Source organism: Serratia nevei (assembly GCF_024160145.1).
Taxonomy (GTDB): domain Bacteria; phylum Pseudomonadota; class Gammaproteobacteria; order Enterobacterales; family Enterobacteriaceae; genus Serratia; species Serratia nevei_A.
Genome location: NZ_JAMYWQ010000004.1, coordinates 96,254 through 113,447 on the forward strand (window position 1 = coordinate 96,254; position 17,194 = coordinate 113,447).

A 17,194-nucleotide genomic window follows, 5' to 3' on the forward strand; every position below is an offset into this window, starting at 1 on the left:
TGCATTATCCGGCACGAGCAGCTCGTTCAACATCGTAGACAGGCTAAAATTAGAGCCGCTACCAAAAGAATTTCACCAGCGATCTCGCAATCAACGGCTGCTCATCAGGTTTCATTTCGCCGTACTGTTCATATAACGCCCGTCCGGCGCGACAAACCGCAGCACTATCAAATGGCCTGGTGCTTTTTTCTTCCTTATAAGAGTCACTGATATAGACGACGCCCATCTGGTTTTCATAAGACAACTTGCTTACAAATCGAGAGTACGCATCAGTCAATACTTCAAAATCTATTTGCGGTTCTGGCGGAGAAGCCAAAATGATGGCTCTAAATGCGCGAATGGTTTGATCAATGAACTTCGCCCGTTCCTTTTCGTCAAGCCGTAATAAAGCCGCATCGAAACTCTTTATCACATCGGGGGTGATCTTGGCAGACAACATGACCGTTGCACACTCTTCCGTACTCAATAAATGGAGAATTTTATTGACAGTCTCAACATGCCATGAAATATCCTCATTAGACAGTCTCAAGTAACCGTATTTGGCGCTTTGAAATGTCATGACGAGAATATCATCCCTATTTTTGCCATGAGTTATTGCCTCATAGGCAATATCGTTCTTGATATCAGCAGGTAAATTTAGCAATGCCCCGCTCAGTGGCTGCCGTGTATCGGGTTGTTTGCCTAAATGAAATGATGAAAAATCGCACCCGACAAGCGCGAAGATGAATACCAGCGCAGAAACCCGAAACATACTCATTCCTTGTATTGATTTAAATCCTTTTGCTACAGCCAAATATAAGCACCACATCTGATGAAGCCACTCAGTATCATACTTTCCCCTGCTCATTTTGCGGTATCCTAAGGTGTCCCACAAATCGAGGGGCCATATCACGGGCGCAAAACGCCTGACTTATCGCTATTTGAATCAGTCGATTAACTCTGCGGCCAGCTTGGCGACCAGTACGTTCGACAGCAGCACCGGCACCGACAGACGCGCCTGCAAAAAGGCGCGATGGCGCTGGTGATAACCGATGCAGTCCAGCACCACCACCTCCGCCCCCTGCCGCAGCAGTGCGCAAGCTGCCTGCTCCAGCGCGGCATCATCTGCCAGATAGGGGCTGGCGACGGCATAGCTCGGCGGCGTCGCCAGCTGCCGCCATTTACGCGCCTGCTGCCCAACCTGTTCCGCCATCGGCACCACGATGCCGACGCGGTGTGCGCCGACGATCGCGGAGATCAACGGCGGAATAATGCGATCTGGCTCCAGCAACAGCGCCTGTTCCGCCTGCAAGCGGCCGAATTCGCCGGTGCACAGCAGCAGGATCACCTGGCACCCCGCCGCCTCCAGTTCGCGGATCTTCTGCTGCAACCCGCTTTCGACGCGAGCGGCACCGAGCGTCACCTGCGTACCATCCAACAGGCGCGACACCAGCAGCTTATCGCCCTGTTGCGGCGCATAGCGCTCGGCGATCTGCCCGGCATCCAGGCCGTCCAGCAAACCGACGTGCCTCACCCGCTCCGCCGGCAGATAAGCAGACAGCAGCGGCATGATATCGCTGCGCGGGGCCTGACCGAGAGTTAGCGTGGCGAATGAAGCCGTCATGGGTCTATCTCCTTTTTTGCAGGTGGCTCAGGCTGCCGTACAGCGCCAGCAGCTGGCCGTATTCGGCGGCATCGTAGAACCGGCAGGTGCCACGGCCGAATTCTTTGGCGACTTCCACCGCGAATTTGACCGCCAGTGCGATGTCCGTTTCGTGGCTGGCGCCGGTGCCGCAGCCCGGCACCACCGATTCGCTACAAATCGCCACGCCGACCACCGGCGCCGCGGTGGCGGTCGAGGGCTGCAGGATGCTGTTGAGGTGATGCACGCCGTTGCCGTAAGGGGTGATGTCCTGCGTGGTGATCGGGAAGGTCACCGCCGGGCGGCCGCTGGTCATCTCCATGATGCGCAGCAGATCTTCCGCCACCCGCAGGATGTAGCCCTCTTTCACCGTCGGCGACAGCGCATAGCCTTTGTGGTTGATGATGCGGTTGCCTTTGGTGGTATCGATGGACAGGATGGCGTCAGCCTCCGGCACCACTTCATTATCGTTCATCGTCACGTCATCGATCGGCGAATCCATAAAATCGACCGGATCGTGCTGCCGGGTCGGCGCGTTCGGACAAATATGGGTGGTGACGATCACATCGCCCGGCAGCGTGTCGCCCTTACGCTGCATCTGCGCCAGCTTCAGCGCGGCGGCAATGGCGGCGATCGCGCCGTCGCCGTCGGACACCAGCCCGATACGCGTCGGCCGCGCGCCGATGCCGCCCAGGCGGCCGATAATGCCCAGCGTCGGCGCCGCACCGCCAGCGAATTTGCCTGCGCTGCCGGGGATCTCGATGCGCACGAAATCGGTACCCCCCTTCGGCCCGTCAGCGCGCAAGGTGCTGGCCCGGATAGCCGGGTAAGGCGCAAACAGATCGACGACGTCCTGGCCGCTGACGAATGCGCTATCCATCAATTCAAAAACCTGCAGCGTTTGTTGCAAACTCATGGTCGTTTTACCTCACCAATGTCATCGGCAGGGGCTATTTGCCCTTGCTGGAAAAAATCGAGCTGAAGAAGTTGTAGAGCGCGTCGCCGGCGATAAACCCGGCCGCCATGATCTCCATCGGCGTTCGGCCGCGATCGCCCCAACGGCGCAGGATCGCCACGCGCAGCGCGATGCCCACCAGCACCGCCCACCCGGCCAAGGCGTTGTTGATCAGCAGACCGGTTGCCAGCAGCACGCCGAGCTGGCGCTTAGGGCCGCCGATCAGCTGTACCACGGCGCCGGGGATCGCCCAGATCAAAAGGCTCCAGGCGATGCCCGGCTGCGCACCGGCCTCGATGGTCTTGGCGTAAACGCGCGCGACCGGCGGGATCAGGTCCTGCAGGAAATAGCTGTGATAAGAGAGGTAAACCACCGGAATGGCGATGAGGAAGGCGATCAGCGCCGCAAACAGCTGAATGCGGCGCCCCAGCAGCTCCTGCCGCAGATCCTCGCCGTAGCCGCGCAGGATGAAGCCGGCTTTCAAATCAAAGCCCATGTCGGCGAAGGCCGGCCCGGTGGCGGCGGTAAAACCGGTCAGGATGCACAGCGCCAGCGGTGGGAAACCGATCAGGATACCGACGATCAGGGTGATCAACGCCACCGCGAACGCCGGAAACCAGCCGGAGTGCATGGCGGCGATACCGACGATCAGCTCATGCACGAAAGCGGCGAACGCCGCGTAAATCACGAACAGCGCCAACATCGGCAGCGACATTTCGCTAAACAGCCCGCCGACCAGAGCCAAAAACGCAGCGATGGCGATGTAACCGACTGCGCCCAGGCCGAGCGCTTTGCTTACCGCACTGTCCGGTTGGGTATAACCGGTGCTCTCGGCGCGACGGCTGCGGATCACCTGCGCAACCTGGATCAGCGCCACCAGGCCGGCGCCGACCATCACGCCGTGCGGAATAAAATGGGCGTTGATATCGAAACCGGCCACCGGCTCGGCGTAGGCCCGCAGCAATAGCCCGACGCCGAACATGCTCAGCGCCCAGATATTGCCGATAAAAGCGGTGCCAAAGGCCGCCATGGGGATCTTGAGCATTGATCCGGCGATGCCCACCCCTACGCCCACCACCAAAAGCCAGGCCTGCTTGCCGCCGCGATCGCCGGCTTTAATCGCCTCCGCGGCGGCGACGCCGGGCGGCCAGGCATTGGCGGCGGGGAACACTTTGGTATCGAACAGGCGATAAAGCAGATAGGCGTCGAGCAGCATCGCCGCCGCCACGCCGCAGAACATCGGTAAAATAAGCTGCGGTTGCCCCATCACGTAAGGCACCGCAATCGGCATCAGCAGACAATTGGCCGCGCCGAAGGTGGCTGAGGAAATCACCGTCTGCGCCAGGTTCTGGGTGTGCACCGAGCGGTAGCGTTGGAACATTTGCAGCGGAATGCGTGCCAACAGCATGGCGATCAGCGCACCGATGATCGAGGTGTTGGGCGTCACGCCCAGCGTGGTGATCAGCTGAACGCCGATGATCGCCCCCACCACCGAAAGCAGCGCCATGACCAACAGCGTGCCGGCCTCTTTTAGCGGATTATTTGATTTCATGCTTGGTTTCCCTGAATATTCCCTGCCGCGTGGCGGAAATAACGCCAGACGATAACTCGCCGCGGCAGTTCCATTATTTGGAACTGCCGGCGTCATAACGTGATTATCTTCTTATTCAGCCTGTCTATTTCTTACCAATAAAATACGGTGAAATATAATTAATGAGTTCCCTGGTGTCGGCGCTCATTAATTATGATGAAACACGATTGCTCAGGCGCGTTATTTGATCTGCTGCCAATAATCATCGCCATATTTTTCCGCCAGTTGGCGGCTGACTGCGGTTAATTCGGCCAGGACTTCCGGTACAAACGGCTGCTCCTCGCCCTGCGAGGGGAAGGACAGGCACAGCCCCACCGTCTCGCTGCCGTGCTTGTTCACCAACGCGGTCGCCAGCGAACTGATGCTGTTCAGGGTTTCATTGCGCGCCAGCGACCATCCCTGGCGCCTCACCTGCTGCAACTTCTGCAACAGCGCATCCAACGTTTGCGGCGCATTGGGCGAAGTCGCCCGGTAACCGCCGGCGTAACGCGCCCGAACCTGCTCGTCGCTTTCACGCGCCAGTATCGCCCGGCCGACCGAGGTTTCCGCCGCCGGTGAACGGTAACCCGCCGGGGTAACCACCTGCAAAAAGTGGCGGCCGGGGAACATGCGCATCACCATGATCTCCTGCCCTTCCAATATCGAAAGGTAGCCGGTACAAGCCGTCTGGCGGCACAGCTGCGCCATACTGGCCGCCAGGCTGTCCACCAACGACATCGACAGGTAGTGGCTGGATGCCGCCAGCAACAGCGCGCCAATGCGGTAACGCCGGCTATCGGGATCGCGCTCCAGCATGCCCTGATGTTCCATGGTCTGCAGCAGGCGCGATACCGTGCTTTTCGGCAGCGCCAGTTGGCCCACCACGTCGCTGAATGCAATGCCCGGTTGGCCATGCATCACGCGTTGTTGAGAAAAGAGTTTTAATACCGCAGCGGCATTTTCCAGCGTTGTCATGATCCGCCTTGTTCCACTATATGGAACTCAGTTCCTGTTTTATCATTAAAAACTAAAACCCGAACTCCTCAGCGTCAAGCTGTTTATTTTTTGTCAGCCGTGAAATAAAAGGCATTCATGCTTTTCAAATGAAAATATTGCGTAGAACGCCAACTTATCCGTGCCAAATAAAATAACGATACGCTTTGAAAATAATGAACAGCAGGACAAGCTGCTGAAAAATGAGTTTATCAGGAGGAGATATTGTCGCGGCTCAAAAACCTGCGCCGCGCAAACTGAAATCGATCGGCAACGTCAATTCCACCGTACCGTTGATGTAGGCCTCCGCCGGCGGCGTGGGCAGCGGCGAAGCGCGCTTGACCAGCGCCTGGATTTCGCGATCCAGCGATGGCAGCCCGGCGCTGCTAACCAGCGTCACTGCCAGCACATGGCCCTGCCTGTCCAACGTGAAACGCACCTGCCCGACGCCCTGGCGCTTCAACCGCAATGCGTCCTTGGGGTAACGCTTAAAGCGATTGAGGCGGCCGTTGATGCGGCTGCGCCAGCCATCCTCCCCCGCCTGCGCATAGGGCGTCAGGCGGGTTTGCGGCGCGGCCGTTTTATCCGATCGACCCGGCGGCGGCGCGCCGACGCTTTGCTCCTCAATCTTCGGTGGCGCGATCGTTTTCTCCTGCGGCGGCGTGCGCGGCAGGGGAAGGGTCTTCACCGGCCTGGGCGGTTTTTTCTGCTTCGGCGCTACGGCGATGTTGGGCCGTACGGCTTCAGGCACCTTCACCGTCGGCAAGGGTTCCGGCGGCGCCGGCGGCTCAACCTGAGGTGGCGGCGTCCTTTGTCCCGGCGGTTGTTTTACCTCGGCCTGGGCCTGGGGTGCGGCGGCCATCACCACCATAACCGCCGGCGGCGGCACCCACGGCGGCGCAGCCTTGTTTCGCCAGGGCCAGAGCAGCGCCGCGGCCAGCAGATGCAGCCCCAGCACCAGCACCAGGCAACGCCGCCACGGCATGGCGGCGCCGGGCGCGGCGAAAGGCAGCGGCGAAACCGACATGCTCACTCTTCCGTCAGCGCCAGATGGAGGCGGTCGGTCAGCGGTTTGAACAGGTAGTTCATCATCGAACGCTCGCCGGTGCGGATGAACCCTTCGACCGGCATGCCCGGGCGGATCGCCAGCCCATTCAGGCGGCGCAGCCCGTCTTCGCTGACCCTGGCGCGCACGCTGTAATAGGGCGTACCGCTTTTCTCGTCGGTCAGGCGGTCGGCCCCGACCAACGTCACTTCGCCCTCAACGCGCGGCGTGGTGCTTTGGTTAAACGCCGAGAACAACAGCTCGACCGGCAAGCCCACCTGCACCTTGTCGATCAGCTCGACCGGGATACGCGCCTCCACCTGCAGCCCCCGATCGCTGGGCACGATCTCCATCAGTTGTTGGCCGGCGCCGATCACGCCGCCTTCGGTGAACACATTCAACCCCACCACGGTGCCCGCTACCGGCGCTTTCACCTGCGTATGGCCCAGATCGGCCTCCGCCTTGGCCAGGCGGTTATCCAGTTCATCCAGTTTCATCCGCACCTCGGCCAGCTGGCTGCTGACCTCTTTCTGATACTCTTCCCGCCGCTGGATCGCCCGCAGCTTCAGCTCCAGGATCTGGCGCCCCAGGCGGCCGATATTGCCGCTGTCCTCGGACGCCTGGCCGTCGATCTGCGCATACTGCCCTTCCAGATCCAGCAGCCGGTTGCGCGCCACATACCCCTGTGCCGCCAGCTTGCGCATGCCGCCCAGCTGCTCCTGCAACATGGCCTTTTGCCGCTGTTTGCTGGCGTAAGACTGCCGGATCCCCTCCAGCATCGCCTGCGATCCGGCGATGCTCTCCGCGATCGCCGCCAGCTCGCTCTGCAACGCCGCACGGCGGCTGGTGAACAGCTGCTGTTGCAACAGCATCAACGACATCACCTCCGGCTCCTCCCGCCGCGCTTGCAACAACGCGGGGAAAACGATCGCCTGCAGGCCGTCGCGCTCGGCCTGCAGCCGCGCCCGCTGGGCGGCTTTGCTCAACTGCTGGCTGCGCAGCGCATCGCGCTGGGTGCGGCTGTCGACGGTATCCATCAGCAACAGCACCTGCCCGGCGCTGACCCGGTCGCCCTCATGTACCTGAATTTGCGACACCACGCCGCCGCTCGGGTGCTGTACCGCCTTGCGGTTGCCGGCCACCACCACGCTGCCGGAAACCGGCACGCCTTTATCCAACGGCGCCAACAGCCCCCACAGCAGGAAGCCGCCAAATCCCAGCAGCACCAGCCAGCCGCCGAGCCGCAGATGGCGCCCTTCGTCGAACTGGCGGGATAGGGCGTCGATATCGCCGGGGATCGCACTCTGATTGTTCATACTTTTCGTTCACCGCTGGCCGTTTTGGCAAAGTTGGCGTAGTTGACGTTGAAGCCGCCGCCGTTGCGACCGACGTTGGCCGGTACGGCAGCGGGCGCAAAACCTGGCAGTTTCTTCAGGATGGCGTCACTGGGGCCGAAGTGCTGCACCTGGCCGGCGGCCAGCACCAGCAATTTGTCGGTCGTCGCCAGGATAGCCGGTTTGTGGGTCACCAACACGATGGTGGTGCCGCGCGCCTTCAGCGCTTCGATCGCCCGCTGCAAAGCCTCTTCCCCTTCGCGATCGAGGTTGGCATTCGGTTCATCCAGTACCACCAACGCCGGAGAGCCGTACAGCGCGCGCGCCAGCGCCACCCGCTGGCGCTGGCCGCCGGACAGGCCGCTGCCGCCCTCTCCCAGCTCGGTTTCATACCCTTTGGGCAAATGCAGGATCAGTTGGTGCACGCCGGCCAGCGCGGCGGCGGCCACTACCTTCTCGGCGTCAACCTGGCCAAAGCGGGCGATGTTTTCCGTCAGCGTACCGGCGAACAGCTGAATATCCTGCGGCAGATAGCCGATATGCGGCCCCAGCTGCTGTTTGTCCCACTGCCGGAGATCCGCACCGTCCAGCCGCACGTCGCCGCCAAGCGGCGTCAGCGCGCCGACCAGTTGGCGCATCAGCAGCGTTTTGCCGGATCCGGACGCGCCAATCACGCCCAGCACCTCTGCGGCCTCCAGACGAAAACTGACGCCGTGCAACACCGGTGCGCTCCCGCCGGGCGCACTGGCGGCCAACTGATTTACGGTCAAGCTGCCGTTAGGCGCAGGCAGCGGCAGGCTCGCCGCCTGCGGCGGGTTGGCGGCCAGCATCACCTCCAGCCGCTGCAGGGACTGGCGCGCCGACGACCACTGCTTCCAGGCGCCGATCAGCTGATCGATCGGCCCCAGCACCCTGCCGATCAGGATCGAACCGGCGATCATCATGCCCGGCGTAATGTCGCCGTTGACCGCCAGCAGCGCGCCGCAGCCCAACATCAGCGACTGCAGCGCCAGCCGCACGGTTTTCGACCAGGCGGTGACGGCGGCGATTTTCTCGCTGGCGCGGTTCTGCAACAGCAGGAACTGCTGATGCTGCCGCAGCCAGCGCAGGCGCAAATCGGTCAGCATCCCCATGGCGGCAATGGCCTCCGCATTGCGCAGGTTGCCGTTGGCCTGCTGCGTGGCGCTCAGCGCGACCCGGCCGGCCTCCGCGAGCGGCGCCTGCGACACCCGCTGGTTGAGCCAGGCCAGCAGCACCAGCACGATCACCCCGGCGCTGGCCAACGCGCCAAGCCAGGGGTGGAGCAGAAAAACCACCAGCAGATAAACCGGGAACCAGGGGGCATCGAAAAAGGCGAACAGCGCATTGCCGGTGGCGAACTGGCGCAGGTGGGTCAGATCGTTCAACGCCTGCCCCGCCAGCGGGTTGCCGGTTTTCAGATTGGTTTCGAAGGCGGCGTCGTAGACCCGCTGATTCAGGCGCATATCCATCTGGGCGCCGAGGCGGATCACCACCTGGCTGCGCACCCACTCCAGCAGCCCCATAAACAGGTAAAGGCCGACCACCAGCAGGGTCAGCATCGCCAGCGTCATGCGGTTGCCCGACGGCAACACGCGATCGTAGACCTGCAGCATGTACAGCGCCGGGGCCAGCATCAGCAGGTTGATCACCGCGGTAAACAGCGCGATGCCCCAAAATCCGCGCCGGTATGCGGCCAGCACGCTCATCACTTCTCCGCGCCTGACGGCGTTTTTCATGGCGTTTTCCATCGGCTAAAAACGAGAAAATGCCCGCCGGGGCGCGCGGCGCCGGCGGGCAAACGGCCGCGATCAGGCCGCCAGCAGTTCCGGGCTGTCGGCATGCTGCACGCCCACCGCCGTCGCCGCTGCTACCTGATCGAAGGTGGAATTGACGCTCAGGCCGTAGTCGCCGAGGATGCCGTTCAGCGCAGTTTCCAGCGCGCCGGTATCGCCGGACATCAGGCCGTACACCACCTGGTGCACCACGCCATCGTGGCCCTGCGCCTGCAGGCTGCTGAGGTTCAGGCCGCCGAAGCTGACGTCAGGCACCTGGATGTTGTACGGCGTGGACCCGCCGCCGTTCAGCCCGTCGCCGAACGACAGGGAATCCAGTTGGCCGTACAGGGTGTGCGCCGGTGCGTTGAACAAGGTGTAGGTCAGGTTGCCGCCCGCCACGAACGAGGTGATGTTATTGGCGGTGCTGGTCACGGCATATTGGCTGCCGGACAGGCTGCCGCCGTAGAAGCCGCCGCTGTTGGAGTCGGTGACGTTACCGTTGGTGTGGTTGATATCGCCAAACGACGACGCCCACTCGTTCAGATAGTTATGGATGCTGTAGCTGCCGAAACTGCTGTCATAGTTGACTGAAAATGCCATTTCTCTATCTCCATTGATGAACGGCGCCCCTTGCGGGGCCGCCCTTGTGCTCAAGGATGAGCAACGCCCTTTACTGCTTAAAAACGGTATTCCACCCCGCCCTGCACGGTGCGGCCGCGCCCCAGCGTGTTGGCCAGCGTCTCGCCGTAGCTGACGACGTAGGCGCGGTTGGTCAGGTTCTCCACCGAGCCGCGCAGCGTCAGGCTGTCGGTCAGCTTGTAGCTGGCGTACAGATCGAACAGGGTGTACTTCGGCCAGTCGGCCAGGTACGGATAGTTGGACGGCACCGAACTGTCCTGGTAGCCCGGTGCGAAGCGCACGGTCACCCCAGCGTCCAGCTTGCGATCGAAGGCGCGGCCGCCCAGCGTCACCGAGCCGCGATCGCCCGGCAGATAGGCGGCGGTGCCGAACTGCGAGCCGCCGTCGCAGGACACGGCGTCATTCGCCGTCGGATCCTGCTCCACGTAGAAATTGCCCGGCCGGGAATTGGCGCCGTAGCGCAGACGCCCTCCCAACCAGGCCTTGTTCGAGCAGAACTCGTTTTTGCCGATCATGTGGGTATAGGTGAGGTCGGCGTAGAACACCCCGGCGTCATAGTTGAGCTGATATTCCAGCCCGCGGAAGCGGGTTTTCGACAGGTTGTTGACGTAAGCGGCATTGCCGATACTCGGCTGCACCAGCCCCGGTTTATTGCGATCTATCGCCAGGTTGATGTAGTTATCTACTTTGGTGTCGAAGTAGGCCACCTTGGCCACCAGCCGATCGCCCTCAAACCACAGATCCGGCTGCTGCACGTTGAACCCGACTTCCCAGGCGCGCGAGCGCTCGGCCTGCAGGAACGGGTTGGGGAATTGGGTGGAAGAGCTGTGCGCGCTGCCGTTGGTCAGCGTTTCGGTGATCGCCGGCGGCCGCCAGGATTTACCGTAGGTGGTATACAGTTCGAGCCACTCCACGCCGGGGCGCACCGCCACCGCCAGCGTCGGCGACAGCTTGCCCTGCTCGCGATCCACGTCCCAATCTTCGCGGGTCGTGGTTGAACAGCCGCTCAGACGCAACTCTTTGCAAGGATTGTCAATCGTGTAACGTTGCCCATCCTTGGCCAAATCCGGATAGCTCAGGCCGGTCTGGCCGCGCAGGCGATAGCGGTCGTAACGCAGCCCGCCCTCCAGCGTCAGCCAGCCGTCGTAGTCGTAGGTCAGGTTGGCGAACAGGCTGGCTACCGAACGGTTGCCGGCCGGCGTCACCCCTTCCATACCCTGACGGGAAGAGTCGCTGGTCGCTTTGTCGTAATAGAACTCCAGCCCGTAGTTGGCGCGGAAGTCATGCCCCGGCGCCAGGCTGAAACGCGAGGTGTTTTGCGCCTGCGCGCCATAGGTACGCAGGCGGGTACGCGTCGCGTAGCCGTTGTCCAGCAGCGAGCTGGTGCTGTAGGTGTCGCTGTCGTCCTGGGTATCGACGTAATACAGCTTGGCCTGAAAATCGAGCCAGTCGACGCCTTCCGGTGCCAGGCTGTAATCAAACGCCGCGTTACGCGCCATCACGTCGCTGTAGCCGGTGCGCTTCCAGCCCAGTTCATAGGGCGGCCGGGTGCCCAGGTTGGTCAAGGTGCCGGCGATCGGCGACGCGGTCTGGGTCTGCAGATAGCTCAGTTGCAGGCGCTGGTTGGCGGGCAGATTCCAGCCCACCTTGGCCAACCGCGAGTGCATGCGATAATGGGTGTCAGGGATTTTGTTGTTCTTGATGCTCTCGGCGTAGCGATCGTAATTGCCGGTGTCGTTATTGATGCGAATGTTGCCGATATCGCCCTTGTTGCCGGGCCAATAGTCGCCGAGGTGGCGTTCGCTGGCGGCCAGCAGGATATCGCCGGTTTCGTTGCCCAATGCCAATATGCCGCTACCGATGAAGTGGGTGCCGTTATCGCCGGTGCTGGCGTGCAGCTTGCCGCCCAGCTCTTTGCCCGGCGCCAGGAAATCGCTCGCGCTGACGGTATTGAAGGTGGCGATGCCGCCGAGCGTGCCGGCGCTGCCCATTCCGCCGGAGGTGCCCTTGTCGATGGTCACGCCGGACAGCAGCTCGGAATCGATGTACATGGTGCCGTTACGCTGGCCATGACCGCTCTTTTGAAAATTCTGCCGCATGCCGTCGATGTTCATGTTCACCCGGCCATAGTCTTGTATGCCGCGAATGTTGACCGACAGCGCCGGATCTTGCTGGCTGACGCTGGAATAAGCGCCCGTGGTCTGCTCCAGAATATCGGCCGCGTGTCGCGCCGGGCGGTTATCCATCTGTTCGCGGCTGATGACGCTGACCGAGCGCGGTTCGTCGTAAACCCAATCGTTGGCGTTGATGCCGCCGGCGCCCAGCACCGTCAGGCTGTCCAGCGCCAGCGCGCCGCCCTCGCCGCTTGCCGTCGGCAACCGGCTCAATACGATCTGCCCCTGCGGCTGCAGGCGGAAAGCCACCGGATTGTCGCCAATCAAGCGCCGCAGGCCTTGTTCAACGCTCATGCTGCCGTTCAGCGCCGCCGCCTGCATGCCATCGAGCTTCACCTCGTCGAAAAACACCTGCATGTCGGCCTGCTCGGCAAAACGCAGCATGGCGCTCTGCAGCGGCTGCGCCGCAATGTTGAAATGCTTTTGCTGTGCGGCCTGCGCGCCGCTCGCGTCAGCCTGCGCGGCGTGCGTCAAAACCGGCTGAGTCAGCATCATCGCCGCCAGCGCAGCGCGTACCGCCGTGGCCAAACGGCCGGCCGGCGTGGTTCCCTTGTGAATAAACATGCGTGTACGTTCCACCCGAAAGAATGCCAAACCAAGTGATAATGGAAATCAATCTCGTTTAAATATAAGGACGTTCCGGGAGGCAAAAACCCGTAAAGATTTTTTACAGAAAATGAAAATAGCGACGCAGCGGGCATCCTGGCCCATCTGCGCCACTCAGTAGAGCAGCGTGATGCCGGGGAGATTCAGCTGGCGAGCGGAGAGTTCCTGACGAATGGCGCCGACGCCGTCGTCGAGTTTGTTGAGCGCGAACACACCGCTCACCGTGCGCGCTCTTAGCGCGGGGTTGACCGCCACGATGCGGGTCGCGCGATAGCGATTGAGCTGCGCGAGCGCCTGCGTCAACGGTTGGCGGTCGATCACCAGCCAGCCGCGCCGCCAGGCGTCATCACCGGCCGCTTGCCGCGTCAGCTGCAGCTGCCCGTTGCGGTAATGCGCCGCCTGACGTTGCGCGACCACCAGCGAGCGCTCGCCGCGCTCGAGCGTCACCCGCACGCTGTGCTGATGCACGCTGACATCCACGCCCTGCCCGGTACGCGCCACGCTGAACTCGGTGCCCAGCGCCTGCGTGACGCCGTTTTCCGCCGCCACCCGGAACGGGCGATTTTCCGGCCCGCCCAACGGGGCGACGATAAAATAGGCGGCGCCGCTCAGCAGCCGCACCTTGCGTTCGCCGGCAGAATACGCCAGCGCGATCGCGCTGCCGCTGTCCAGCGCCACCCGGCTACCGTCCGGCAGCGCGACTTCACGCACCTCGCCGCGAACGGTTTGATAATCTGCCTGCAGGCCGATCCACAGATCCGGCCCACGATAGACGCCAAAGGAAACGGCGATCGCCACCGCCGCCGCCACCGCCCAGCGGGGCCACCTTTGGCGAGATGGCGTTTTCAGCGCCGCCACCTGCGGCTGTAACGCCTGCCGCTGCTCTGGCGGCAGCTGCCCCAGCGTCGTCCAAAGCAGGCGAGCCTGACGCAGCGCCGCCGGATGCTGCGGATCATCGGCCAGCCAGGCGTCCAGCGCTTGCCGCCGTTCGGCGGGCAGCCCCCCTTCGGCCAGGCTTACGGCCCAGGCGGCCGCCTGCTGTCGCGCCTGTGCGGTTAGCGGTTTCATGATGACGTAGACCCCTGTTTTTTCTGGTTATAGGTTAAGACGTCTGAGGGCGGATAAACCCGTAAAAAAATTGCCATTATTGTTCGCCCACCCGCGCCATCAGCCGCTCGAGCGCACTGGCCAAGTGTTTCTCCACCGTGCTGAGCGACACGCCCAGCTGCGCCGCCACCTGTGCCTGGGTCAAGCCATCGAGCCGGTTAAGGCGGAAAATCTGCTGCGTGCGCGGCGGCATGCCCGCCAACGCCTGTTGTAACAGCTGCAGCAATTGGCCATCGATCGCCAACTGTTCGAGCGCCGGTTCGCCGGAGGGGTACTGCGCCAGAATGTCGTCCTCAACCGCTTCGGTTTGCCGCCGCTGCTGCTGCCGCAGATGGTCAAGCATCAGGTTTTTGGCAGTTTTATACAGGTAGGCCTCGATATCGAGAATGTTACCCTGCGGGTATTGCTCGGTAAGGCGGGTAAAACTTTCCTGCGCCAAATCCGCGGCCAGCTGAGGGTCGCGCAGTTTGGCGTTCAAATAAGTCTGCAGCGGCCGCATATGGCGCAGAAACAGCGCCTGCAACTCGGAATTGGACATCTCTTTTCCCAGAAGTGAAACACCCAATAGGGGCGATAAAAATCACATAAATGATTATCATTATCAATATTGTTCTGGGAAATATGTGCTACGGCGGGGATAAACAGGAAACCGGCCTGGCGCCGGTTTCCGCTGGGCTGCAGGTCAGAGTTCTAACGCCTCGTCCTCATAGCGGTGCTTGGCGTCGAGCGCTTCCTGCTCGGTTTCATGTTCACTGAGCAACGTATTCGGCTCAATGTCGTCGGTGCGCACTTCAAAACGGCGCAGATGCAGGTTCGGGTCGCCCCGAAACACCTCTACGACGCGGGCGCTCCGTGGATAAGCAGGTTGATCATTTTCGCGCATGCCGTTCTCCCCTGTGTTTCACACAGTAGCAAGTATAGCAGCCGCCCTCATTCCGACACGCGCGAGCCAAGATCGCGATCGCCGGGGGCGCCCGCCAACAGCTCGGTCAGTTCGTCGCAGGTGCAAATGCGGCCTTCACGCACGGTGAAGTGCGCCAGCACCCGCACGCGGCTGCAGGAGCCATCGCGCTTTTCCAGCTCGACCTGATGGTGGGTCAGCACCGCCTCACCCTGCTCCGCCGCCGCGATCACGCTCAGCGTCATGCGGCGGGTTTGCCGCTTCAAAAACGCCATGTGTTGCTCAAACTGCTCGAAGTTCAGCACCTTGCCATCCACCTGCTGGCGGTAGTCTGCGCTGAAGCGGGCGGCGAGCTGCGTCGGCCGGTGCTCCGGGCTGGCGACGACCTGCAGCAGCGTATCGAGCACCAGGCCCAGTGGGGTAAGTTGAGTCATCACGTTTCTCCGAAATAGGGTGAGCGACGATCCTATCCCGGTCCAGCGATGGCATAATAACCACATCCAGACTTTCAATAACGCTAAACGGCCAACATGATGCAACTCCGCAGCCAACGCCTTCAGCATGAAAAAAAGCACCTGACGCCCTGGCACCGGCACGAAGGCGGCCAGCTCTATCTGTTGACGCGCGGCATGCTGGCCATGGAACTCCCGGGCCGGCAATGGGCGATCACCGGCGGTACGCTGGGCTGGCTGCCGCCGGGATGCGCCCATCAGGCGCTGGCCTGCGGCGACGTGGCGGGCTGGAGTCTGTATCTGCCGGTGGAAAGCGTGCATGAGATGCCGCCGCAGCCGCAGCTGTTCACAGCCTCTGCGCTGTTGCAGGCCCTGGTGGAGCGCATCGCGCAGTTCCCCGTCGGCGCGCTGAGTGCGCCGCAACGGCGGCTGCTGCAGGTGCTGCTGGACGAAATGCACGCGGCAAGCCGCGCCCCTTTGCAATTGCCGCTGCCGCAGGACGCCCGGTTGCTGAACATCGCCCGGGCGCTGCTGAACGATCCCGCCAGCCGGCGCAGCCAGCGCGACTGGGCCACCTGGGCCGGGCTCAGCCCGCGCACCCTGAGCCGCCGTTTTCTGCAGGAAACCGGCATCAGCTTCGCGCTGTGGCGCCAGCAGGCGCGGGTATTGCGCTCACTGGAGGGATTATCACGCGGCGAGGTGGCCGACGCCTGTGGCTATGACAACGTCAGCGCCTATATCGCCGCCTTTCGCCGCCGCTTCGGCGTCACGCCCGGAGCGTACTTTGCGCCGGCTCGGCAAACGGAATAGGAAAACGGGCGCCCGGCGCCCGAAGAGAAGACAGGGTTACTTCACCGTCTCACGCGGCAGCACCGCGAGGATTTGTTCCACCACCCGCTGCGGATCGGCGGCACCGTCTATCACGTAATGCGCGGCATCCTGATACAGCGCTTCGCGCGCCGCCAGCACCTCGAGCATCTCCTCGGCGATCGGCCTGCCGGTGAGCGTCGGGCGCTGCGTATCTTCCGGGTACTCTTCCAACCGCTGCGCCAACACGCTGGCCGGCGCACGCAGATAGATAACGGTGCCATGCCGGCGCATAAACTGACGGTTCTCCTCCGCCAGGATCGCCCCACCGCCAGTGGCAACTATAGTTGACAGGTTAGTCACAGTTTGCAACGCGATGGTCTCGCGGCGGCGGAACCCCAGCCAGCCCTCGCGCTCGACCATGTCCGCCACGCTCATCTGCGCCGCCTGCTGCATGAACAGATCGGTATCGACGAACTGATAGCCCAACGCCAGCGCCAATGCGCTGCCTACCGTGGTTTTTCCGGCTCCGCGAGCGCCTATCATGAACAGGGTTTGTGTCATTACGGGTTGTCCCTTATGCGGTGACTTGAGTGCATTGCATACCAAAATACCGAACGGGTGCGATGGCGTGGTGCCAGCATCATACCCTGCCCGCCCTGTATTTCAATATTTACGATAGTGTAAATTCCATGGCACAGCGACTGCCGGCGGCAAAGCCGTGCGCCAGATCCTCATCCAGGTGCAGCCGCAAAGCGGCCGTGAGCCGCGCATCGTCGAGCGGCCGGAATCCCAGCCGCCGGTAGTAAGGCGCATTCCACGGCACCTCGATGAAGGTGGTGAGCGTCAGGCGACCCGCGCCCTGCCGTTTGGCCTCTTCCGCCACCGCGCCGATCAGGCGGCGGCCAACGCCCTGCCGCTGCCAGCTACCGGCGACCGACAATTCGGCGATGTGCCAATCTTCCCCCTGATCCTGCACGGCGATAAAGCCGGCGCACTCGCCGTTGTCGCTTTCCGCCAGCCATTCACGGCGCTCGGCAATAAACGCCGCATGCTGCTGCGGGGCCATCACCTCGCCTTCGGCGATAAAGCGCCATTCCGGCTGCTGGCGAAACAGCTGCGCCGCCGAGCGTTCAACCGCCATCAGATGCACGATATCCCGCTGCTGCGCCAAACGAATCTGCAGGCTCATGG

Annotated in this window: 17 protein-coding genes; 1 reads left to right on the forward strand and 16 read right to left on the reverse strand. The window is 62.3% G+C overall.

What is annotated here, in order from left to right:
* Positions 1-58 precede the first annotated feature (58 nt).
* From M6G53_RS05145 to M6G53_RS05210, 14 genes are all read right to left on the reverse strand, one after another.
* Positions 59-793 (reverse strand): hypothetical protein, encoded by a 735-nt coding sequence (locus M6G53_RS05145; RefSeq protein WP_253329486.1) that lies wholly within the window; start codon positions 791-793, stop codon positions 59-61.
* 132 nt (positions 794-925) lie between these two features.
* The gene (locus tag M6G53_RS05150) at positions 926-1,603 is read right to left on the reverse strand and encodes an AroM family protein (protein ID WP_253329488.1); all 678 of its coding nucleotides are present in this window, start codon (positions 1,601-1,603) and stop codon (positions 926-928) included.
* A 4-nt stretch (positions 1,604-1,607) separates the two neighbouring features.
* The gene (locus M6G53_RS05155) at positions 1,608-2,537 is read right to left on the reverse strand and encodes a DUF1177 domain-containing protein (protein ID WP_253329489.1); all 930 of its coding nucleotides are present in this window, start codon (positions 2,535-2,537) and stop codon (positions 1,608-1,610) included.
* Between the two features lie 34 nt (positions 2,538-2,571).
* A complete protein-coding gene (locus M6G53_RS05160; RefSeq protein WP_253329491.1) occupies positions 2,572-4,128 on the reverse strand; it encodes an OPT/YSL family transporter in 1,557 nt (518 codons plus the stop codon).
* Positions 4,129-4,347: 219 nt separating this feature from the next.
* Positions 4,348-5,121 (reverse strand): IclR family transcriptional regulator, encoded by a 774-nt coding sequence (locus M6G53_RS05165; protein ID WP_253329493.1) that lies wholly within the window; start codon positions 5,119-5,121, stop codon positions 4,348-4,350.
* Between the two features lie 253 nt (positions 5,122-5,374).
* Positions 5,375-6,166, reverse strand: coding sequence for an energy transducer TonB (locus tag M6G53_RS05170; protein WP_253329495.1), 792 nt, complete (start codon positions 6,164-6,166; stop codon positions 5,375-5,377).
* Positions 6,167-6,168: 2 nt separating this feature from the next.
* Positions 6,169-7,500: an HlyD family type I secretion periplasmic adaptor subunit gene (locus M6G53_RS05175; RefSeq protein WP_253329497.1), complete on the reverse strand. Its 1,332-nt coding sequence runs from the start codon at positions 7,498-7,500 to the stop codon at positions 6,169-6,171.
* Entirely contained in the window at positions 7,497-9,275 is a 1,779-nt protein-coding gene (locus M6G53_RS05180; RefSeq protein ID WP_253329499.1) for a type I secretion system permease/ATPase, read from the reverse strand. The genes M6G53_RS05175 and M6G53_RS05180 overlap by 4 nt, the downstream gene beginning before the upstream one ends.
* Positions 9,276-9,347: 72 nt before the next feature.
* A complete protein-coding gene (locus M6G53_RS05185; protein WP_253329501.1) occupies positions 9,348-9,914 on the reverse strand; it encodes a heme acquisition protein HasA in 567 nt (188 codons plus the stop codon).
* A 77-nt stretch (positions 9,915-9,991) separates the two neighbouring features.
* A complete protein-coding gene (locus M6G53_RS05190) occupies positions 9,992-12,691 on the reverse strand; it encodes a TonB-dependent receptor (protein ID WP_253329503.1) in 2,700 nt (899 codons plus the stop codon).
* A 156-nt stretch (positions 12,692-12,847) separates the two neighbouring features.
* Positions 12,848-13,801 carry a FecR family protein gene (locus M6G53_RS05195; protein WP_253329505.1) on the reverse strand — a complete coding sequence of 318 codons (954 nt, stop codon included), beginning with the start codon at positions 13,799-13,801 and terminating at the stop codon, positions 12,848-12,850.
* 76 nt (positions 13,802-13,877) lie between these two features.
* Positions 13,878-14,378 carry an RNA polymerase sigma factor gene (locus tag M6G53_RS05200; protein WP_253329507.1) on the reverse strand — a complete coding sequence of 167 codons (501 nt, stop codon included), beginning with the start codon at positions 14,376-14,378 and terminating at the stop codon, positions 13,878-13,880.
* 144 nt (positions 14,379-14,522) lie between these two features.
* Entirely contained in the window at positions 14,523-14,723 is a 201-nt protein-coding gene (locus M6G53_RS05205; RefSeq protein WP_004940491.1) for a YaiA family protein, read from the reverse strand.
* Positions 14,724-14,770: 47 nt separating this feature from the next.
* Positions 14,771-15,175, reverse strand: coding sequence for a nuclear transport factor 2 family protein (locus M6G53_RS05210; RefSeq protein WP_253329510.1), 405 nt, complete (start codon positions 15,173-15,175; stop codon positions 14,771-14,773).
* 96 nt (positions 15,176-15,271) lie between these two features.
* Between M6G53_RS05210 and M6G53_RS05215 the strand changes: the two genes are divergently transcribed.
* A complete protein-coding gene (locus tag M6G53_RS05215) occupies positions 15,272-16,003 on the forward strand; it encodes a helix-turn-helix domain-containing protein (protein WP_253329512.1) in 732 nt (243 codons plus the stop codon).
* Positions 16,004-16,039: 36 nt separating this feature from the next.
* On the opposite strand, the gene aroL is transcribed toward M6G53_RS05215, so the two are convergent.
* Complete coding sequence (aroL, locus tag M6G53_RS05220; protein ID WP_253329514.1) at positions 16,040-16,564, reverse strand: shikimate kinase AroL; 525 nt, start codon at positions 16,562-16,564, stop codon at positions 16,040-16,042.
* A gap of 109 nt (positions 16,565-16,673) precedes the next feature.
* A complete protein-coding gene (locus tag M6G53_RS05225; RefSeq protein ID WP_253329516.1) occupies positions 16,674-17,192 on the reverse strand; it encodes a GNAT family N-acetyltransferase in 519 nt (172 codons plus the stop codon).
* Positions 17,193-17,194 lie beyond the last annotated feature (2 nt).